Raw genomic sequence first — 14,603 nt, 5'->3', positions numbered from 1 at the left:
TGAAAATGTTTTTCTTTATAAACTACAATTTCACTAAAATTTTTTTCAAAAAAGGTGCGGAAACCTATGTCCAGCATTCTTCGGGCTATTGAAGAACGGAAGCACGGGCTGAACCGCCAGGAACAGGTTCTTGCCATTTATATTCTCGAGCATTCCAGTCAAGTGGTGCGCATGGGAATAACGGAATTGGCGGAACAGTCGAAGACGAGTCCCGCTACGATTTCCCGCTTTTGCAAAACGTTTCACTTCCAAGGATACACGGATTTCAAGTTCCAGCTCGGCGCGGAGCTCGCCACTCAGCCTGCCGGCCAGTCTTATCAAGATATTGTCGCCGGGAATCCGCTGGAGGAAATCGTGTCGGCTATGGAAGCCAACCATATGCGCTCTATTGCCGATACGACCCGTCTGCTGGACCTGAGGCAGGTTCAGTCTGCGGTCGACGCGCTTCAGAGCGCCAGGCAGATCGACCTTTACGGCGTCGCCACTTCGGGCGTCGTAGCGCTCGACTTCCACCAGAAGCTGGTGCGGATCGGGAGGTACGCGACCGCATGGTCGGATCCTCACATGCAGATCACGTCCGCTTCCAACCTTCAGCCGGGCGACGTCGCCTTCGCGGTTTCCTACTCCGGCGATACGCCTGAAACGATTCAGGCGCTGCTTTGCGCCAAGGAACGGGGGGCCACGACGATCAGCCTCACCAAATACGGCTCCAACCCCCTGGCGGATCTTTCGGACATCAAGCTGTTCGCCTCTACCTTGGAGGAAGGCATGCGCCGCGGAGATATGGCGTCCCGGATCGCACAGCTTCATGTGATAGACATTTTGTTTACGAGCCTGGTCAGCGACCGGTTCGACGAGCATGTCACCCGTTTGGAACGGACCTACCAGATGGTCCGCAAATACCGGAGCAAAGGGAGAGAGTAAACCATGATTATTCACAAGTTTGAAAATCAGCAGGAATTAAACGAGGCGGGCGCGGGGATTATTACCGCTCTTGTACAGACGAAACCCGATGCGGTTCTCGGTCTCGCTACGGGAAGCACGCCGATCGGCATTTACGAAGAAATCGTAAAAGCTTACAACAAGGGACGCGTGAGCTTTAAAAACGTACGCACGTACAATTTGGACGAGTATGTGGGACTTCCCGACGGTCATGCCGAAAGCTACCGTACGTACATGAACGAGCATTTGTTCCGCCATATCGATGTGCAGCCGGAACGCACCCGCATTCCGAACGGCAACGCCTCCGACCCGCAGGAGGAGTGCGCGCGTTACAATCGCGAGCTGGACGAGATCAAACAAGTGGACCTGCAAATTCTCGGACTCGGCCACAACGGCCACATCGGCTTCAATGAGCCGGCGGACGAGCTTCACAGCGGCACTCATCTCGTCGAGCTCGACCACAAAACACGCGAAGCCAACGCACGCTTCTTCCCTTCCATTAATGACGTTCCGACGCACGCTCTCACGATGGGAGTAGGAACGATTCTTAAAGCCAGAACGATTCTTCTCGTTGTCCGCGGCGCCGACAAAGCGGAGATCGTACACCGCGCGCTGACCGGCCCGATTACGACCCAGTGTCCGGCAAGCCTGCTGCAGACACACCCGCATCTCATCGTTCTGCTCGATTCCGAAGCAGGGAGGAATTTCGTATGAGCCCGTCCACTTCCGCGCAGGAGCGCATATTAATCGTTAACGCCCGAATTGTGACGGAAAATACGATCGTCGACAACGGCGCACTGCTCGCCGTAGACGGCCGCATCGAACGCATCTACAAGGCGCATGAACTCGCGGAGCTTGATTTGACCGGCGCCGTAGACGCCCAAGGAAGCTGGCTGCTGCCGGGCTTTATCGACGTTCATGTACACGGCGGCTACGGGGCCGATTTCATGGACGCTTCCGCGGAGTCCCTGGAAACGATCACCCGTTTCCACAGCACCAAAGGCACGACGGCGATGCTCGCCACTTCCGTCACGGCCTCCCGCGAGGCGCTGGATGCGGTTATCACCGCCACAGACGCTTATATCCGCGGCGGAATGCCGTATGCCCAGCTGATCGGGGTTCATCTGGAAGGTCCGTTCATTTCTCCGAAATGGAGCGGCGCCCAGAACCCGGAATTCATCTCCCTGCCGACATCCGAGTGGCTTGAAGATTGGCATGCCCGCTTCCCCGGCCTGATCAAAATGATGACGCTCGCGCCCGAACGGGAAGGAGCGATGAACGTCATCCAGTGGCTCAGCGATCACGGAATCGTTGCGGCCGCAGGCCATACGGATGCCGACTACGAGACGATCCAGCGCGCGGTTGAACACGGCTTGAGCCATGCCGTTCATACGTTCAACGCCATGACTCCCCTGCATCACCGGAATCCCGGCACGGCCGGCGCCGTGCTGACCGATCCGCGGATTCATGCGGAAATTATCGCCGACGGCGTGCATGTGCACCCGGCCGGCGTCCAGCTGCTGACGCAGACGAAGCAGCAGCATAACCTCATCATGATCACCGATGCGATTTCCGCCGCGGGTCTGGAAGACGGCGATTACAAGCTCGGCGGACTCGATGTGATTATGAAGGACGGCATCTGCCGCCTGAAAGAAGGCGGAAGCCTCGCAGGAAGCACGCTGACCATGATCGACGCCTTCAAATTCATGGTTAACAAAATCGGAGTCAGCGTACAGCAAGCGAGCGAATACGCCAGCGGCAACCCTGCCCGCCAGATGGGCGTCGCGGACCGCATGGGCTCCATCGCACGCGGCAAACAAGCGGACTTCCTGCTCGTCAGCCCATCGCTGGATCTCGAACGCGCCTGGGTACTCGGACGCGAACTTTCCCTCGTGACGGAAGCTTAGGCCTTCCGTCCTTAAACCAAAAAACCTCGTGCGGAACGTTACGTTCGTTCCGCACGAGGTTTTTTTATGCGTATCGCGATCAGCTCATGGTCCGCGACTTGAACATCCGGTGGAGGCCGATCGTAGCGGCGCCGATGGAAGCGCCGTACTCTTTCCACCGGGGCGAATGGACAGGCGTCGGCACGATCGCCTGCTCGCGGCTTTGGATGCGCTCCGCAAGCCGCGTGAAGAACGGCTCGCTCTCGCCTATCCAGCCGCCCAGAATGAGCTGCTCGGGGCTGAGCAGCTGCAGGACGTGCCCGCAGTAGGAGGCGATCGTCTCGATGATCTCCTCCAGCTCTCCCGCGAAGGGCTCCGCTCCCTGCATTCCCAAGTCCACGAAACGGCGGACGACGAGCGGCTCTTCGTCTCTCACATCGCCGAAGGTGTCCGGGTACGTCTCCAGCAGACGTTTGGACAGATTCGCCGTGCTGAACCGGCTGAACTCGCGGATACGTCCCGCACGATCATGGCGGCCGCGGTAGATCTGGTTGTTCAGCACAAGACCCGCGCCGATTCCGTAATCGATGAGGATGTAGACGATCGTCTGGAGACCTTTGGCCGTTCCGTTAAAACGTTCGGCGAAACCCGCGGCATCCAGATCGTTCACCAAATGCATCGGGATGTTGAACTCCTCGTAAAGCTTCGTTCTCAGCGGGAAATTCTCCAGGCCCAGTACGGTCGAATTTACGACATTCTCGCGCTTCTCGTCAATCCGTCCCGGAATCGATACGCCCATCCACCGGATGGTGGCAAGCGGCGTCTCCTGCTCCTCCAGGAAGGCGCGGATGAGCTGGGGAAGCTCGCTGCACATCGCTTCCGGCCCAAAGAGAGGCTGCGCCGGCTGCAAAGGTTGCGATGCGAGCAAATTGCCCCGCAGGTCCAGCAGAACGCAGCGGGCCGGGGCGTTGGACAGATCTACGCCAAGCACACAGCCGCCGGCGGCATTGATGTCGAGAAGCGTCATGCGCCTGCCGACACCCGAACCGGCCGTGCCTGTCTCGCGCACAAGCCCTTCGCGGATCGCTTCTTCCATCAGGACGGAAACCGTCGTCGGGCTTAGTCTTGTTTTCCGGGCCAAATCCACTCTCGAAATCGGACCCTGCTCATAAATATTGTTCAGCAGCAGAGACTTGTTAATCTCCCGCAGCATTTGTTGATTTCCAATCTGATTCATCATCCTCTACTCCCTGCAAAGCTTATTTCATCCACTATCATTTTGCCACGGGCATCAGATTTCCCGCAATGCCGGAAGCTTCCCGTTTTCCTTACGAATCCGTGTCAGGTCCATTTCCGTTAAAATGTTTCCGGATTTGTCAAACGCCTGTAGCCGCATCCGTTCCCCGATCAGCCGCCGACTGCCGCATTCCGTGCCAGATCAGCAGAAATCCGACCATTCCGATCAAGGATACTCCCGCTCCGATCCCGTACATTTTACCGGCTCCGAGCGTATCGTACATCCAGCCTCCCGCGAATCCCGCGAAAATTCCGGACACTCCGCCCCAAGTAAGCGCAAACGCCGCTTGGCCGGACGCCCGCATACGGGCCGGAATCAAATGACCTGTCAGGTTCGTTCCGATATAATAGTAGCCTCCATATGTAATGCAGTGCAAAAGCTGAATAAAAATCAGCTGCATGGGGCTGTCCACAAGCATCATGAGCAGCCAGCGGATACTGAAAAGCAGACTGACCAAGGCGAGGCAAACAAACATCGTTCTGGAGTCGCGTTTCAGATAACGGTCCAGCAGAAGAAATACCGGCGCCTCAAAAACGGAAGAAAGAAAAGCGGCCCAGCCGATCCATGTCGCAGATCCGCCCATATCCGTCAGGTAGATGGACACGAAGGTCGAATTAATGGAGTTCGGGACCGAAATCAGAACTCCCAGCAAAAGTAGCATCACAAACGGACGGTTGCCCAAAAGCTGCTTGAATCCGCCTCCCGGCAGCGCATCGCTTGCAGCAGCGGGTTTCGGCTGCGGAATGCTGAAAACGAACAGAAGCGAGATCATCAGAATACCGCTGTACAGCCACCAAAGCTGTTCTATGCCAACCGCAGTCAGCACAGGTCCCGCCGCGACGGCGGCAATCGCCCAGCCGAGCGAGCCCCAGAGGCGGAACGTGCCGAACTTGTAAGGAGTATTTTCAATTGTGCTTAGAATGAGACTATTGCTCTGGGAAAAGGTCGGGCTTTGAAAGAAAAAGTACAGAAGCAGGACCAGATAAAGCCAAGAGAACGAATGCAGGTGAAAAACAGGCTGAACCACGATGAGGTTGCAAATGACCAAAATAATGAGCGTACGCCGCACATTTTGCATCCGGTCACTCCAATAACCCCAGAACGGATTGGCCAGGATGGAGACAAAAGGGCCCCCCGCCATCAGCATGCCGATCTGAAACCGGGTCAAGCCGTGTTCCAGAAACAGAAGCGGCACATAAGTGAACAGGAGCGAAAAAGCGCCGTACAAAAAAAGAATATACAGCTTAAACATCGTAAATGAGCGCCGTTCGGCGGCCCCGGTTGTCATGATGAGCAAACTCCTTTGCGATTCGGTTGCAGGTAAACAGGCAGGCTTCCGCCAACCGGAAGGAACGGCGGCAGGCAGGAAACGCGGTTCCTTTTCTGCCGCCGTATACCGAGCCTCCCTGCTTCAGCTTAGGCTGTACGGGATAACGGTGCCCTGCCGGGTCTCCCGCTGCCCCGCTTCTTTGTATGCCTCAGCCGGAAGAGCTAGTGTCCGGTTGGCCGAAGCTTCGCTTAAGCTTTAAGCCCGGTTTTCCACTTCATCAGCGGAAACCTCGCGGCCTAGGGCATCGGAGAGGTACATGCCTTCGCTGATCAGCATGGTCTGCAGAGCGATCTCCGCCGTCGGCAGAAGCTTCACTCTTCCCTGAAGAGCGGCGATCCAGTGATGCTGGGAAGAATCGTAGGCTTCTTCGTCGGCACGCAGACGGTGCCAGCGCAAATCGGCCGCGTCCAGATCGATCGTCGTGTCCAGATCCATGTCGCATCTTGTCGAGTAATGCGTCAGCTTATTGCCGTCCGGCCCGTTAACCGGCAGGCGCAATCCGCCTTTGGACCCAAGAACGGAGCTTCCTTCGAACGGATTCATATGAACGGCCCACGATTCGATGATGTCCATCGTGATGCCTTTCTCGAAGCGCACAAGCCCGATCGCCAGCTCTTCCACATCGAAACCGCTGGATTCCCGGCGACCCGGGTCCATGTCCGTCTCCTGGTAGAGCTTGCCGGAAATCCGCTCGACTTTAGGCAAATCGAGCAAATACAGCATCTGAGAGATATGGTAGACGCCCATATCGAAAAGCGCACCGCCCGCAGCCGTCTCCTTGCGCGTAAAAGCCGGGGTGCCGTAGCCGTCCACAAATGGCCGGTTCCGTCTGCGGTAGCCCGTAGAGCGCGCGTGGAACACGCGGCCCAGCTCGCCGCCTTCGATCAGCGCTTTGGCCGCTTTGGTCTCCTTGCGGTAAAGCGTGCCGAGCTGGATGTGCAGCAGCCTGCCGAACTCGCGGGAAGCGTCTACCATCGCTTTACCGTCCGCGTAAGTGCCCGCGATCGGTTTCTCGCAGTATACATGCTTGCCTGCTTTCATCGCGGCAATCGAGATGGGGGCGTGAAAGTTGTTGTGAAGGCAAACATCCACCGCATCCAGATCGTCGCGCTTTAGCAGCTCGTTATAGTCCGTGTAAACCTCCGGAATTCCGTACAGGTCCGCTACACGGCGTGCTTCCGCCTCATTCACGTCACAGACCGCCACGATTTCCGCGTCCGGAATTAATTTATATTGATCGAGATGAATTTTGCCGATTTGTCCGACTCCGATAATGCCGATCCGAATTGCGTTCATGTTAAACCTGTTCCTCCCCGTTGTTCTCGTCTTCGCTCATGAGCAGCAGATGCTTGACCGTAGTCAGCATCCATTCGACTTCCAGATAAGGCTGTTTGTGAGCATGATGCTCAACGCCCCAGTAACCGTCGTAGCCGGCCTTTTTCAGCATGCGTATGGTTTCAACCGCATCGTCCGCTCCGGCCGTCTGAGCGTCGAAATGCGTGTGTACGGTCCACGGGGCCACGATAGCGTCTCCCTGCTCCCGGTCTTGATCCCAGCGGTGCATATGAAGCAGAAACCCGTAGGAAGGATGATTCACGGCTTCGGCCAGACGTTTCATTTCACCCGGCACGAGAGACGGGCCCATGTGATTCTCGGGACCTATCGTGAATCCGTTCTCTTGCGCAATCTGACAATATTCGCGGTAGCGGCCCGCCACATAATCCAGTTCCTCGTCCGAGAAAGCGGATTGTCCGCGGCCGCCCGTATCGATCCGGACCGTTTTCGCGCCCAGCAAAATAGAGGCGTCCAGGTATTCCAGCGCATTTTGGTGAAGCGCTTCCCTTTTGTCCGCATCGGGGTCCCACAGATGAGCTCCGTCAATGGCAATGTTCACGAGCGTCATTTCTTTCTCATCCATCGCCTGGCGGATTTTTTTTAAATACTCCCGGTCCGGCAGTTTAAGCAGCGGATGAGAGCGGTCCGCGAATTGTCCGTTCCATAAATCGACGGTGCTGAGCCCGTAACGGTACCGGACCGTTTCCAGGTAACCGAATACATCCATCGTTCCGTTCAGAAAAGCCTGATTGAAAGAAAATCCGCCTACTGATACTTTCATAAGTAAGTCCTCCTGAGAATTAATTATTCCAGCGGAAAAATTAATTAATTAAAGAAAAAAGTGAAATCACGTTCACTTTAATTTAAATGTTAAACCGTCTTTGCGGCGATGTCAACCATAAAGACGGGGATTTCCCGGCGTTTTTTTGCGGCGGGGGTAAAACTCCGGTTTGCCTGAAGTTTCTTCCTCGGGTTGCGGTACCCAGGCCAGAATATGGCCGCTGCGGAAAAAGCGAAGTCCCTGCTGCGCGTAGCAATAAGCTTTAACCTTATCGCCGGCTATAGCTAGCGGCCGAATGTCGCGTTGGCTGATCGCTCCTTTCCGGTCCATATAGATAATCTCTACTTTCCTTCCCAGGTATCGCTCCAACGTTGACATAAACGGCCAGCCTCCTTTAGAGTCATCACATTTTCCGAACCGAAACAGGAACATTTGTTCTTATTATAATTCCCGGAAAGTAAAAATGCAATCGGCCTACTTTTGCCAATCCTAAAAATCCGCAACAAAAAAACCGGACGTCCTCAGACGTGCCGGTTGCTGTAAGCCTTTCGCGTATCCACCGTAATGTGGAGGACTCGGCCGTTGGCCTCATAGTCGATATCCGGCGTTTTATGGCCGTAATACCACCATTTTTGGCGTTCTTCCCCTTCTCCCTCCTCCAGGTAAAAGAGGTTGAGCTCCTCCCTGAAATCCGCGATTTCGCGTGCCGCGTCCAGATCGACTCCGCTTATTTCAAAGCGCCAGCCTCCCGGAACTTCGGACAGATGCAGAAATCCGCCCAGTTCCTTCGTATCCAGCAGCGTCCGGCTGCCAACTGCATGCTTCACATATAAACGGTGAGCTTCACTCATAGGTATTCCCCCTCTTTGCCGCGTATCAAGGCAGATCAATCAGCATAAAACGCGCGCCTGCCTCGCTGCTGATCGTAAGCGACGGAGTTTCCGTGATCCGTGCTGAATCTCTTTTACCCAAAATCGTCCCGCTGTTAAGCGCGGCCTCGCCGTCCAGGACCATGAAGAAAATCCTTCTGCCTTCCGGCTGCTCGAACGTAACCGATTTTCCTCCGTCCAATTCGGATAAGTAGATGCTCATATCCTGATGGATGCCGGCGACCCCGGGACCGGCCTTTGGTTTAGATACCACCGGCAGCAGATTATTTTTCAGCGCTTGTATCTGGAACTCGGTCGTCTCATAGGAAGGTTCTAGACCGCGCTCTTCCGGATCGAACCACATCTGCAAAAGCGTAACGTCGTCTTGTCCCGGATTCATTTCCGAATGAATAATGCCGGTTCCCGCGGTCATCCGCTGAACGCCTCCATAGGTGGTGACCGCACGGTGGCCGGAGCTGTCTTCGTGCTGAAGCTGCCCTTCCAGAACGATGGTCACGATTTCCATCTCGCGATGAGGATGGGCTCCGAATCCCCGTCCGCCCTGCACCGTGTCGTCATTCAGCACTCTCATGGGACCGAAACGGGTATTGTCCGGATCGTAATAATCCGCGAACGAAAAGCTAAAATGGCTGACCAACCAGCCGTGATCCGTGGAATACCGGGATGAAGCGGGATAGATCTTGATCATTGTCATACACACCTTTCAATATAAGCTTGTCCTGCCGTTTATGAATTTCCGAGCCATCGGGATGTCCTTGTTACGATAGTTGATAGCGAAGTACAATCGTGCTAAATTCTTGATCTTATTTTTCACGCATTCTTTGCTTTATCATACTCCTTTTACTTACTTATTTCAAGTCACTATATATTTCGTTTATATTACAATTATTTCATTTTGTCATCAATTTGTTACCCTTCTTTCCTCAGTAGCGCATACAATAGGAATTAGGACCAAGTCATAAAAAAAAGCTCCCGCCTGAGCGAGAGCCTTGTCCGATCATAAATTTAATAAAAGAAGGAAACTTTTTCTAATGGAAGAGTTTCACAGCAGCTTGGAACGGGTATTAATACTTAATCTTGCTTCGAATTTTTCAGTTGAGCGATGACTCCCCTGATTTTATCGGGAAGAGGCAGACCGAGCCGGCCATAATTTTCAGTAATGGAAATTAACTCATTGACCAGATAGAAATAAATAGCGGCATTCATCACGACGTCGCTCCCAATGAGCATGTCCATCCGGTGGCCCAACAAAATGATAAGCAGTATAAGTCCTTTCTTGGCGAGACCCCAGAAGCCGATATTGCTGTTCAACCCGGACTTTTCTTTCAAAGAGGCCGCAACTCCGGTTACATAGTCGATTGCGATAGCCACGAGGAAGAAACCAAGCAATTCAGACCACCCTCCAAACGCATACGTAACGAGCGAGGCGCCGAAAGCCGCCAAACTTCCGAAAATCGTTTGGTTCATCTTAATCCCTCCTTTCTCTACCATTCTATGAATCTGGCAGTAGAAAGGAACGACACTTGGCTAGTGCTTACAAATAAATAAAAACCGCCCGGTGGCACCCGGACGGCATAAAAATGACAATTTGTATGATTACATAACGCGTTTGGCTCCAACATAACGAGAGCCCCAGTAAGCGCTACCCAAGCTGTCCACTTTCACTCCATCATCTGTCGCGGAAATGAATTTGTCAGCCCCTACGTAAATACCCACATGCTGCATTTTGGAATTGCTTGCGAAGAATACAAGATCGCCCGGTTGCGGGTTGGATACTTTAACCCCTGCGCTGGCATACATACTTGCAGAAGATCTAGGCAGATCTACCCCATTCTTATCGTATACATATTGCACAAACCCGGAGCAGTCAAATCCAGATGGCGAAGATCCGCCATACACGTAACGAACGCCTTTGTATTGATTGGCTGTTGCTACAATCGTATTTTCCTTCTGCGACTTCTGAGGCACGGTTGCATACCAAGCCGGGGCATGGTACTGTCCATCGGCATCGAAAATCGCAATCGTATTCACATTATCCCATTGCACACGGATAGACATTGAATCCGCCAGAAATCTCATCGGAACATAGACTGTATTGTTCAAAAACTGCGCTTTGCTTGGCAAGTCGATCTTCTTGCCGTCCACGAGAGCCTGATTCTCCCCCGTAGTAAACGTAATCTTGTGGCCGTTCCCGGTCACCGAGATACTCATTTGAGTTCCTGCGCGTTCCCATCCGATTTGAGCTCCCAATTTCTCCGCAACAGGACGAAGCGGAATCATCAGGTTATTACTGGAATCGATAAAAGGTGCGGTACCTTCGGTATTCACCAGCTGGTCGTTGACCTGCACTTTAGCGGAACGAGCGGCATTGGCATGAGCATCCGAGGCCGCGAATAGACCGGCCGTCAGTACGGCGCATGAAACGACAACGCTTTGTACCCAAATCTTCAAAACGATTTTCCTCCTTGGGCCTCCGAGGTTAGTTGACGGGTTCGGGAAAGAGGTTCCCTAGCTTGAAGAAATAACAGGCATTCACCCCAGAAATAAGTCCCCCGTACAGGTGCTTTGATTCACCGGATTCGGCTTTTGTATAAATTGTGTCAAAGACACTCCTAGAAAGGTTAACATAATTTACATAATCGGACAACCCTTTTTGTTGTGTCTATTTTGTAACAAATCCCGGATAAAATTCCTCCATCTAAACAAAACTAGTGAAAACGCCATTAGAGGAGGGTTCTCCATGAAACGTGCAGCCCTGGCTGTCTCATCCGCCATTTTGCTGGCATTCGTCTCCGCATGCTCTCCGGCAAAGCTGCCCGACGAGGGCTCGGCCTCTTCCCGGCTGGACGAAAACCGTTTTATCCCGCACACTCTAAGCGAAGATCCAGGTCCGTCATCCGTACCCGGTCCAGCCAAATTCCGGCCCGCGAAAGTTCCGGCGATCAAGGAAAAAACCGCTGCGGCTCCTTCGGTATCACCGGCAGCTCCGCTTCCTATTCTTACGCCTTCCGTGGCCGCAAAAAAGCTTAACAACGCATCCGTTCCCAAACCGGAGCCGAAAAAGAAAGACGTCCCCGTTCAGAAGAATCATCAGGAGGCTAACGCCGTTCAGAAAACGGAACAGCGGAAGTTGAGCTTAGCCGAGATTCATCACAAATACCCGGCGGTTTTCCGGATGAGAGGGACCTCCCAAGGAAAAAAAGTCGCGCTCACGTTTGACGACGGGCCTGATCTCAACTATACCCCGCAAGTGCTCGATATTCTGAAAAAGCATCAGGTGAAAGCGACCTTTTTCGTGATCGGAAGCCGCGCTCAAACACATCCCGAGATTATCCGCCGGATGGTGCGGGAGGGTCATGTCGTAGGCAACCACTCGTACAGCCATCCTTTTATGCCCAAACTGACCGCCTCGGAATTTTCTTCGCAAATTATGCGTACCCAAGAGGTCATCAAACCGTTGACCGGTTATACGCCCAGACTGGTGCGGCCTCCTTACGGAGCCATCAATGAAGAGCAGGTGCGCTGGATGTCCGACCATCACCTGCTCGCCGTGAACTGGGACGTGGATTCTCTCGACTGGAAAGGACTTTCGGGCAAGCAGGTGTACCACAATATTGTGGACAACGCCCGGGCCGGTTCAGTCATTCTGCAGCACAGCGCGGGAGGAAACGACAAGCACGACCTCAGCGGCACGATCACGGCCCTTCCCGATTTGATCCGTTCCTTGAAATCGAGCGGCTACAAGCTAGTCACGGTTCCGGAACTAATGGGAATTCCAAAGGATTTGTAACGCACAAAAGACGGGAGCATTCGCTCCCGCCTTCTTTAGCTAATGGTTATTTAAGAATGTATACTTTCACACTTTGATAGCCAAAGTTGTTTACTCTATCTTTGGAACCCGGAACGAAAATATCGATCCGGTTGCCTTTGATCGCGCCGCCGATGTCCGTCGCTTTGGCGATCATTCCCTTGGCCGGAAGGCCGGGGAAAGCATAACCCGTTACATATACGGTGGAGCCAAGCGGAATTACGGACGGATCGACCGCGATCGTGCCGACGGTCAGTTTGTTGCCGTAATAGTCGATGCCGGCATATCCGCCGTTCTCGCTCGGGTCAGCTGAATAGGCCGATGCCTTGATATTCAGCACTTTTTTGTATTGAATCTGTTTGCCCGCAGCGGTGGTCAGCGTCTGGCCGGATTTTGCGGAAGCCGCTTTCGCTTGGACAGCCGGTTTCTTAACGGCCTTCTTCTCCGCGCTTTTCTTCGGTTCGGGAGCCTGCGGCTTGCCGGTCTTTTGAACAGTCTCCGAAGGTTTTATGTTAATCGTCTGACTTGGCGAGGCAGATGCAAGCTGAACTTTGGCCGGTGCCTGGACCGGGACTTTTACAGTCGCGTTTAAAGCTTTAAGCTGATCAGGGGCCGCTTCCCCCACAATTTTCAACTCGCTGCCTGCCGGCAGGCTAAGCGGATCCGCATCGGGATTTAACGATAACAGGTCAAGAACGTCCATATTCATTTGGGAAGCGAAGTTCCACATGGAATTCGGCTCGAATAGTACCAGGGTTTGATTTTCCGGTGTCATAAAAGATTGCGCAAGTTCAGAAGCGGCCGCTTGTCCTGCCGTATCGGTAACTCCGGCTGCAATCTCCTGATAAGATTTGGCCAGTTTCCAATACAACAGGCCGTCGTTTTTAGCCGTTTCCGTTTCAGCCGCCTGCGACTGGAATGCGGAAGATGCCGCCACCACTGCACCCAGCAGCAGAGTAGCACATGTTTTTTTCCAATGATGCCTTAAAGCCATAGTTGATGTACGCTCCTTCTCGGTATTGCCTACGAGGTTAGTTGTCGGGTTCGGACTGAGAAGTCGCCCACGCTGATGACAGCGATTCACCCCTATCGGACGCCGCAGTCATTACACATACGGTTCCGAAATAAATCATCCCCCGCACCTCATCCTCCCCTGGAAAATCCGGGAAACGGAAGAAGTTTCGGCTCTCTACACAAGCTATCACATACATCTTTAGAAACAAACACACACAAATTGGCAGAAAACAGCCTTTTCATTTTTTTAATCCAAAGGTGAACCCGCTGTAAAAAGCTGCTCCGTCAGGCCTATCTTAATCCTGCCCCGCCCTTTCGGCCGGATAAACGCGGGAGAGAAAATTAACGCCCTTCTCACAAGCCGCTTATGTAATTCTCATTTATTTCTCATAAAAGACATGGTTTCTTCACCATATGTCCAGGTAATTCATCCCATAAGAGGAAACCTTTATTTGGCGATTCGTTTCCGTTCTCTCGGCTTTTCTTCTATTTTCACGACTGCCTGGCTATGTACCGATTCTACAGTCGGCCTCTTCTTTCCCTCGTAAATATCATCGAAAGGACGAAACGGCATGTTATCGGACCGGTCGAATTCCTTCGGTTTGCGCAGCCCCAATGATGCCGCCAAAAGAACTAACATGCCGATCAGCAGACTTAATGTGATTCCCATAATAGCAGCCTCCTCCATATTCCAAAATAAAAGTTCGCCCTCAGTTTCTTGCTAACTTATTCCATTTTAACATGATTATAGGAAAAATGTGGTATTTTTTCGCGGAAAGCTGACGAAATTTTTAAGGTATTTCGTAAGTGCGACATAATTTTTGCCAATTCCCGGCTTCTAACAACTGCTCCTAGAAGGCATGCGCCGTTTTAACGGACTGTTTACTTGTAACCTTTATATTAGTAAGACACCTTCAGAAGGGGAGATGTTCCGGAAAAATTAGTAATCTTATTCAATTTTTCCATATCTATTGAAAGCACCGGCCCGGGTATCTCAAAAATCCCGGAAAAAAGACGGGTTTCCCCGTCTTTTTGTTTAGGGCGCTAGAAAATTTTCTGTGCCGCCCTTTCGTCTTTAAGTATTTCGACCGCTTCGCGGAAACGCATGGAATGGACGATCTCACGTTCACGCAAGAACTTCAGCCCATCCTGGAGATCGACGTCGTCCGTCATATCAATGAGCCACTGATAGGTGGCGCGGGCCTTTTCTTCCGCCGCGATATCTTCGTACAGGTCGGCAATGGGATCGCCTTTTGTATTTTAAGAAACAAATTATCAAGACTAATTTATCTTTCTTCGGAGTTCGGTTTCTGATCCAAA

Annotated in this window: 17 protein-coding genes and 2 riboswitches; of the genes, 5 read left to right on the top strand and 12 right to left on the bottom strand. The window is 52.9% G+C overall.

The window, feature by feature from the left end; genetic code table 11:
- Window positions 1–66: 66 nt before the first annotated feature.
- The 3 genes from KVT34_RS15880 to nagA are packed head-to-tail and all read left to right on the top strand — an operon-like array spanning window position 67 to window position 2,849.
- A complete protein-coding gene (locus tag KVT34_RS15880) occupies window positions 67–924 on the top strand; it encodes a MurR/RpiR family transcriptional regulator (RefSeq protein WP_217559788.1) in 858 nt (285 codons plus the stop codon).
- A gap of 3 nt (window positions 925–927) precedes the next feature.
- Window positions 928–1,656, top strand: a complete 729-nt coding sequence (gene nagB / locus KVT34_RS15875; protein WP_217559787.1) for a glucosamine-6-phosphate deaminase — start codon at window positions 928–930, stop codon at window positions 1,654–1,656.
- Window positions 1,653–2,849: an N-acetylglucosamine-6-phosphate deacetylase gene (nagA, locus tag KVT34_RS15870; RefSeq protein ID WP_217559786.1), complete on the top strand. Its 1,197-nt coding sequence runs from the start codon at window positions 1,653–1,655 to the stop codon at window positions 2,847–2,849. The genes nagB and nagA overlap by 4 nt, the downstream gene beginning before the upstream one ends.
- A 79-nt stretch (window positions 2,850–2,928) precedes the next feature.
- Here the strand turns inward: nagA and KVT34_RS15865 are convergent, their stop codons facing one another.
- Together KVT34_RS15865 and KVT34_RS15860 are read right to left on the bottom strand one after the other, a co-directional pair.
- Window positions 2,929–4,068: an ROK family transcriptional regulator gene (locus KVT34_RS15865; protein WP_254634925.1), complete on the bottom strand. Its 1,140-nt coding sequence runs from the start codon at window positions 4,066–4,068 to the stop codon at window positions 2,929–2,931.
- A gap of 136 nt (window positions 4,069–4,204) precedes the next feature.
- Complete coding sequence (locus KVT34_RS15860) at window positions 4,205–5,413, bottom strand: MFS transporter (RefSeq protein ID WP_217559785.1); 1,209 nt, start codon at window positions 5,411–5,413, stop codon at window positions 4,205–4,207.
- Between KVT34_RS15860 and KVT34_RS15855 the strand changes: the two genes are divergently transcribed.
- Window positions 5,412–5,654: a hypothetical protein gene (locus tag KVT34_RS15855; RefSeq protein WP_217559784.1), complete on the top strand. Its 243-nt coding sequence runs from the start codon at window positions 5,412–5,414 to the stop codon at window positions 5,652–5,654. The two genes, KVT34_RS15860 and KVT34_RS15855, sit on opposite strands and share 2 nt — an antisense overlap.
- On the opposite strand, the gene KVT34_RS15850 is transcribed toward KVT34_RS15855, so the two are convergent.
- From KVT34_RS15850 to KVT34_RS15820, 7 genes are all read right to left on the bottom strand, one after another.
- Window positions 5,651–6,751 carry a Gfo/Idh/MocA family protein gene (locus KVT34_RS15850; RefSeq protein WP_217559782.1) on the bottom strand — a complete coding sequence of 367 codons (1,101 nt, stop codon included), beginning with the start codon at window positions 6,749–6,751 and terminating at the stop codon, window positions 5,651–5,653. The genes KVT34_RS15855 and KVT34_RS15850 overlap by 4 nt on opposite strands.
- A 1-nt stretch (window position 6,752) precedes the next feature.
- Window positions 6,753–7,571, bottom strand: coding sequence for a sugar phosphate isomerase/epimerase family protein (locus KVT34_RS15845; RefSeq protein WP_217559781.1), 819 nt, complete (start codon window positions 7,569–7,571; stop codon window positions 6,753–6,755).
- A gap of 111 nt (window positions 7,572–7,682) precedes the next feature.
- A complete protein-coding gene (locus tag KVT34_RS15840; protein WP_042228996.1) occupies window positions 7,683–7,949 on the bottom strand; it encodes a hypothetical protein in 267 nt (88 codons plus the stop codon).
- A gap of 143 nt (window positions 7,950–8,092) precedes the next feature.
- Window positions 8,093–8,422 (bottom strand): hypothetical protein, encoded by a 330-nt coding sequence (locus KVT34_RS15835; protein WP_217559780.1) that lies wholly within the window; start codon window positions 8,420–8,422, stop codon window positions 8,093–8,095.
- A gap of 25 nt (window positions 8,423–8,447) precedes the next feature.
- The gene (locus KVT34_RS15830; RefSeq protein ID WP_217559779.1) at window positions 8,448–9,149 is read right to left on the bottom strand and encodes a pirin family protein; all 702 of its coding nucleotides are present in this window, start codon (window positions 9,147–9,149) and stop codon (window positions 8,448–8,450) included.
- Window positions 9,150–9,532: 383 nt separating this feature from the next.
- On the bottom strand, window positions 9,533–9,928 hold the full coding sequence (locus tag KVT34_RS15825; RefSeq protein WP_042229001.1) for a phage holin family protein: 396 nt from the start codon (window positions 9,926–9,928) through the stop codon (window positions 9,533–9,535).
- 129 nt (window positions 9,929–10,057) lie between these two features.
- A complete protein-coding gene (locus KVT34_RS15820) occupies window positions 10,058–10,912 on the bottom strand; it encodes a C40 family peptidase (protein WP_217559778.1) in 855 nt (284 codons plus the stop codon).
- 2 nt (window positions 10,913–10,914) lie between these two features.
- Window positions 10,915–11,056: riboswitch (cyclic di-AMP (ydaO/yuaA leader) on the bottom strand.
- Between the two features lie 145 nt (window positions 11,057–11,201).
- Between KVT34_RS15820 and KVT34_RS15815 the strand changes: the two genes are divergently transcribed.
- Window positions 11,202–12,251: a polysaccharide deacetylase family protein gene (locus KVT34_RS15815; protein ID WP_217559777.1), complete on the top strand. Its 1,050-nt coding sequence runs from the start codon at window positions 11,202–11,204 to the stop codon at window positions 12,249–12,251.
- 46 nt (window positions 12,252–12,297) lie between these two features.
- Here the strand turns inward: KVT34_RS15815 and KVT34_RS15810 are convergent, their stop codons facing one another.
- The 3 genes from KVT34_RS15810 to KVT34_RS15800 all read right to left on the bottom strand — a co-directional run bounded on the left by KVT34_RS15810 (window position 12,298) and on the right by KVT34_RS15800 (window position 14,504).
- The gene (locus KVT34_RS15810; RefSeq protein ID WP_217559776.1) at window positions 12,298–13,263 is read right to left on the bottom strand and encodes a 3D domain-containing protein; all 966 of its coding nucleotides are present in this window, start codon (window positions 13,261–13,263) and stop codon (window positions 12,298–12,300) included.
- Window positions 13,264–13,274: 11 nt separating this feature from the next.
- Window positions 13,275–13,466, bottom strand: a riboswitch (cyclic di-AMP (ydaO/yuaA leader).
- A gap of 265 nt (window positions 13,467–13,731) precedes the next feature.
- On the bottom strand, window positions 13,732–13,953 hold the full coding sequence (locus tag KVT34_RS15805) for a hypothetical protein (RefSeq protein ID WP_217559774.1): 222 nt from the start codon (window positions 13,951–13,953) through the stop codon (window positions 13,732–13,734).
- Window positions 13,954–14,327: 374 nt separating this feature from the next.
- Window positions 14,328–14,504: a manganese catalase family protein gene (locus tag KVT34_RS15800; RefSeq protein WP_483311442.1), complete on the bottom strand. Its 177-nt coding sequence runs from the start codon at window positions 14,502–14,504 to the stop codon at window positions 14,328–14,330.
- Window positions 14,505–14,603 lie beyond the last annotated feature (99 nt).

This window comes from Paenibacillus sp. GbtcB18 (genome assembly GCF_019091125.1).
Taxonomy (GTDB): Bacteria; Bacillota; Bacilli; order Paenibacillales; family NBRC-103111; genus Paenibacillus_F; species Paenibacillus_F chitinolyticus.
Note: the sequence above shows the minus strand (reverse complement) of the source record. Positions and strands in the feature narration are given on the sequence as shown.

What these genes read in the sequence shown, in the direction of transcription:
- KVT34_RS15845 (WP_217559781.1), bottom strand. Translation starts at nt 7,571, where the DNA reads ATGAAAGTATCAGTAGGCGGATTTTCTTTCAATCAGGCTTTTCTGAAC.
- KVT34_RS15880 (WP_217559788.1), top strand. Translation starts at nt 67, where the DNA reads ATGTCCAGCATTCTTCGGGCTATTGAAGAACGGAAGCACGGGCTGAAC.
- KVT34_RS15865 (WP_254634925.1), bottom strand. Translation starts at nt 4,068, where the DNA reads ATGATGAATCAGATTGGAAATCAACAAATGCTGCGGGAGATTAACAAG.
- KVT34_RS15810 (WP_217559776.1), bottom strand. Translation starts at nt 13,263, where the DNA reads ATGGCTTTAAGGCATCATTGGAAAAAAACATGTGCTACTCTGCTGCTG.
- KVT34_RS15855 (WP_217559784.1), top strand. Translation starts at nt 5,412, where the DNA reads ATGATGAGCAAACTCCTTTGCGATTCGGTTGCAGGTAAACAGGCAGGC.
- KVT34_RS15825 (WP_042229001.1), bottom strand. Translation starts at nt 9,928, where the DNA reads ATGAACCAAACGATTTTCGGAAGTTTGGCGGCTTTCGGCGCCTCGCTC.
- KVT34_RS15805 (WP_217559774.1), bottom strand. Translation starts at nt 13,953, where the DNA reads ATGGGAATCACATTAAGTCTGCTGATCGGCATGTTAGTTCTTTTGGCG.
- nagA (WP_217559786.1), top strand. Translation starts at nt 1,653, where the DNA reads ATGAGCCCGTCCACTTCCGCGCAGGAGCGCATATTAATCGTTAACGCC.
- KVT34_RS15815 (WP_217559777.1), top strand. Translation starts at nt 11,202, where the DNA reads ATGAAACGTGCAGCCCTGGCTGTCTCATCCGCCATTTTGCTGGCATTC.
- KVT34_RS15850 (WP_217559782.1), bottom strand. Translation starts at nt 6,751, where the DNA reads ATGAACGCAATTCGGATCGGCATTATCGGAGTCGGACAAATCGGCAAA.
- KVT34_RS15840 (WP_042228996.1), bottom strand. Translation starts at nt 7,949, where the DNA reads ATGTCAACGTTGGAGCGATACCTGGGAAGGAAAGTAGAGATTATCTAT.
- KVT34_RS15830 (WP_217559779.1), bottom strand. Translation starts at nt 9,149, where the DNA reads ATGATCAAGATCTATCCCGCTTCATCCCGGTATTCCACGGATCACGGC.
- nagB (WP_217559787.1), top strand. Translation starts at nt 928, where the DNA reads ATGATTATTCACAAGTTTGAAAATCAGCAGGAATTAAACGAGGCGGGC.
- KVT34_RS15860 (WP_217559785.1), bottom strand. Translation starts at nt 5,413, where the DNA reads ATGACAACCGGGGCCGCCGAACGGCGCTCATTTACGATGTTTAAGCTG.
- KVT34_RS15835 (WP_217559780.1), bottom strand. Translation starts at nt 8,422, where the DNA reads ATGAGTGAAGCTCACCGTTTATATGTGAAGCATGCAGTTGGCAGCCGG.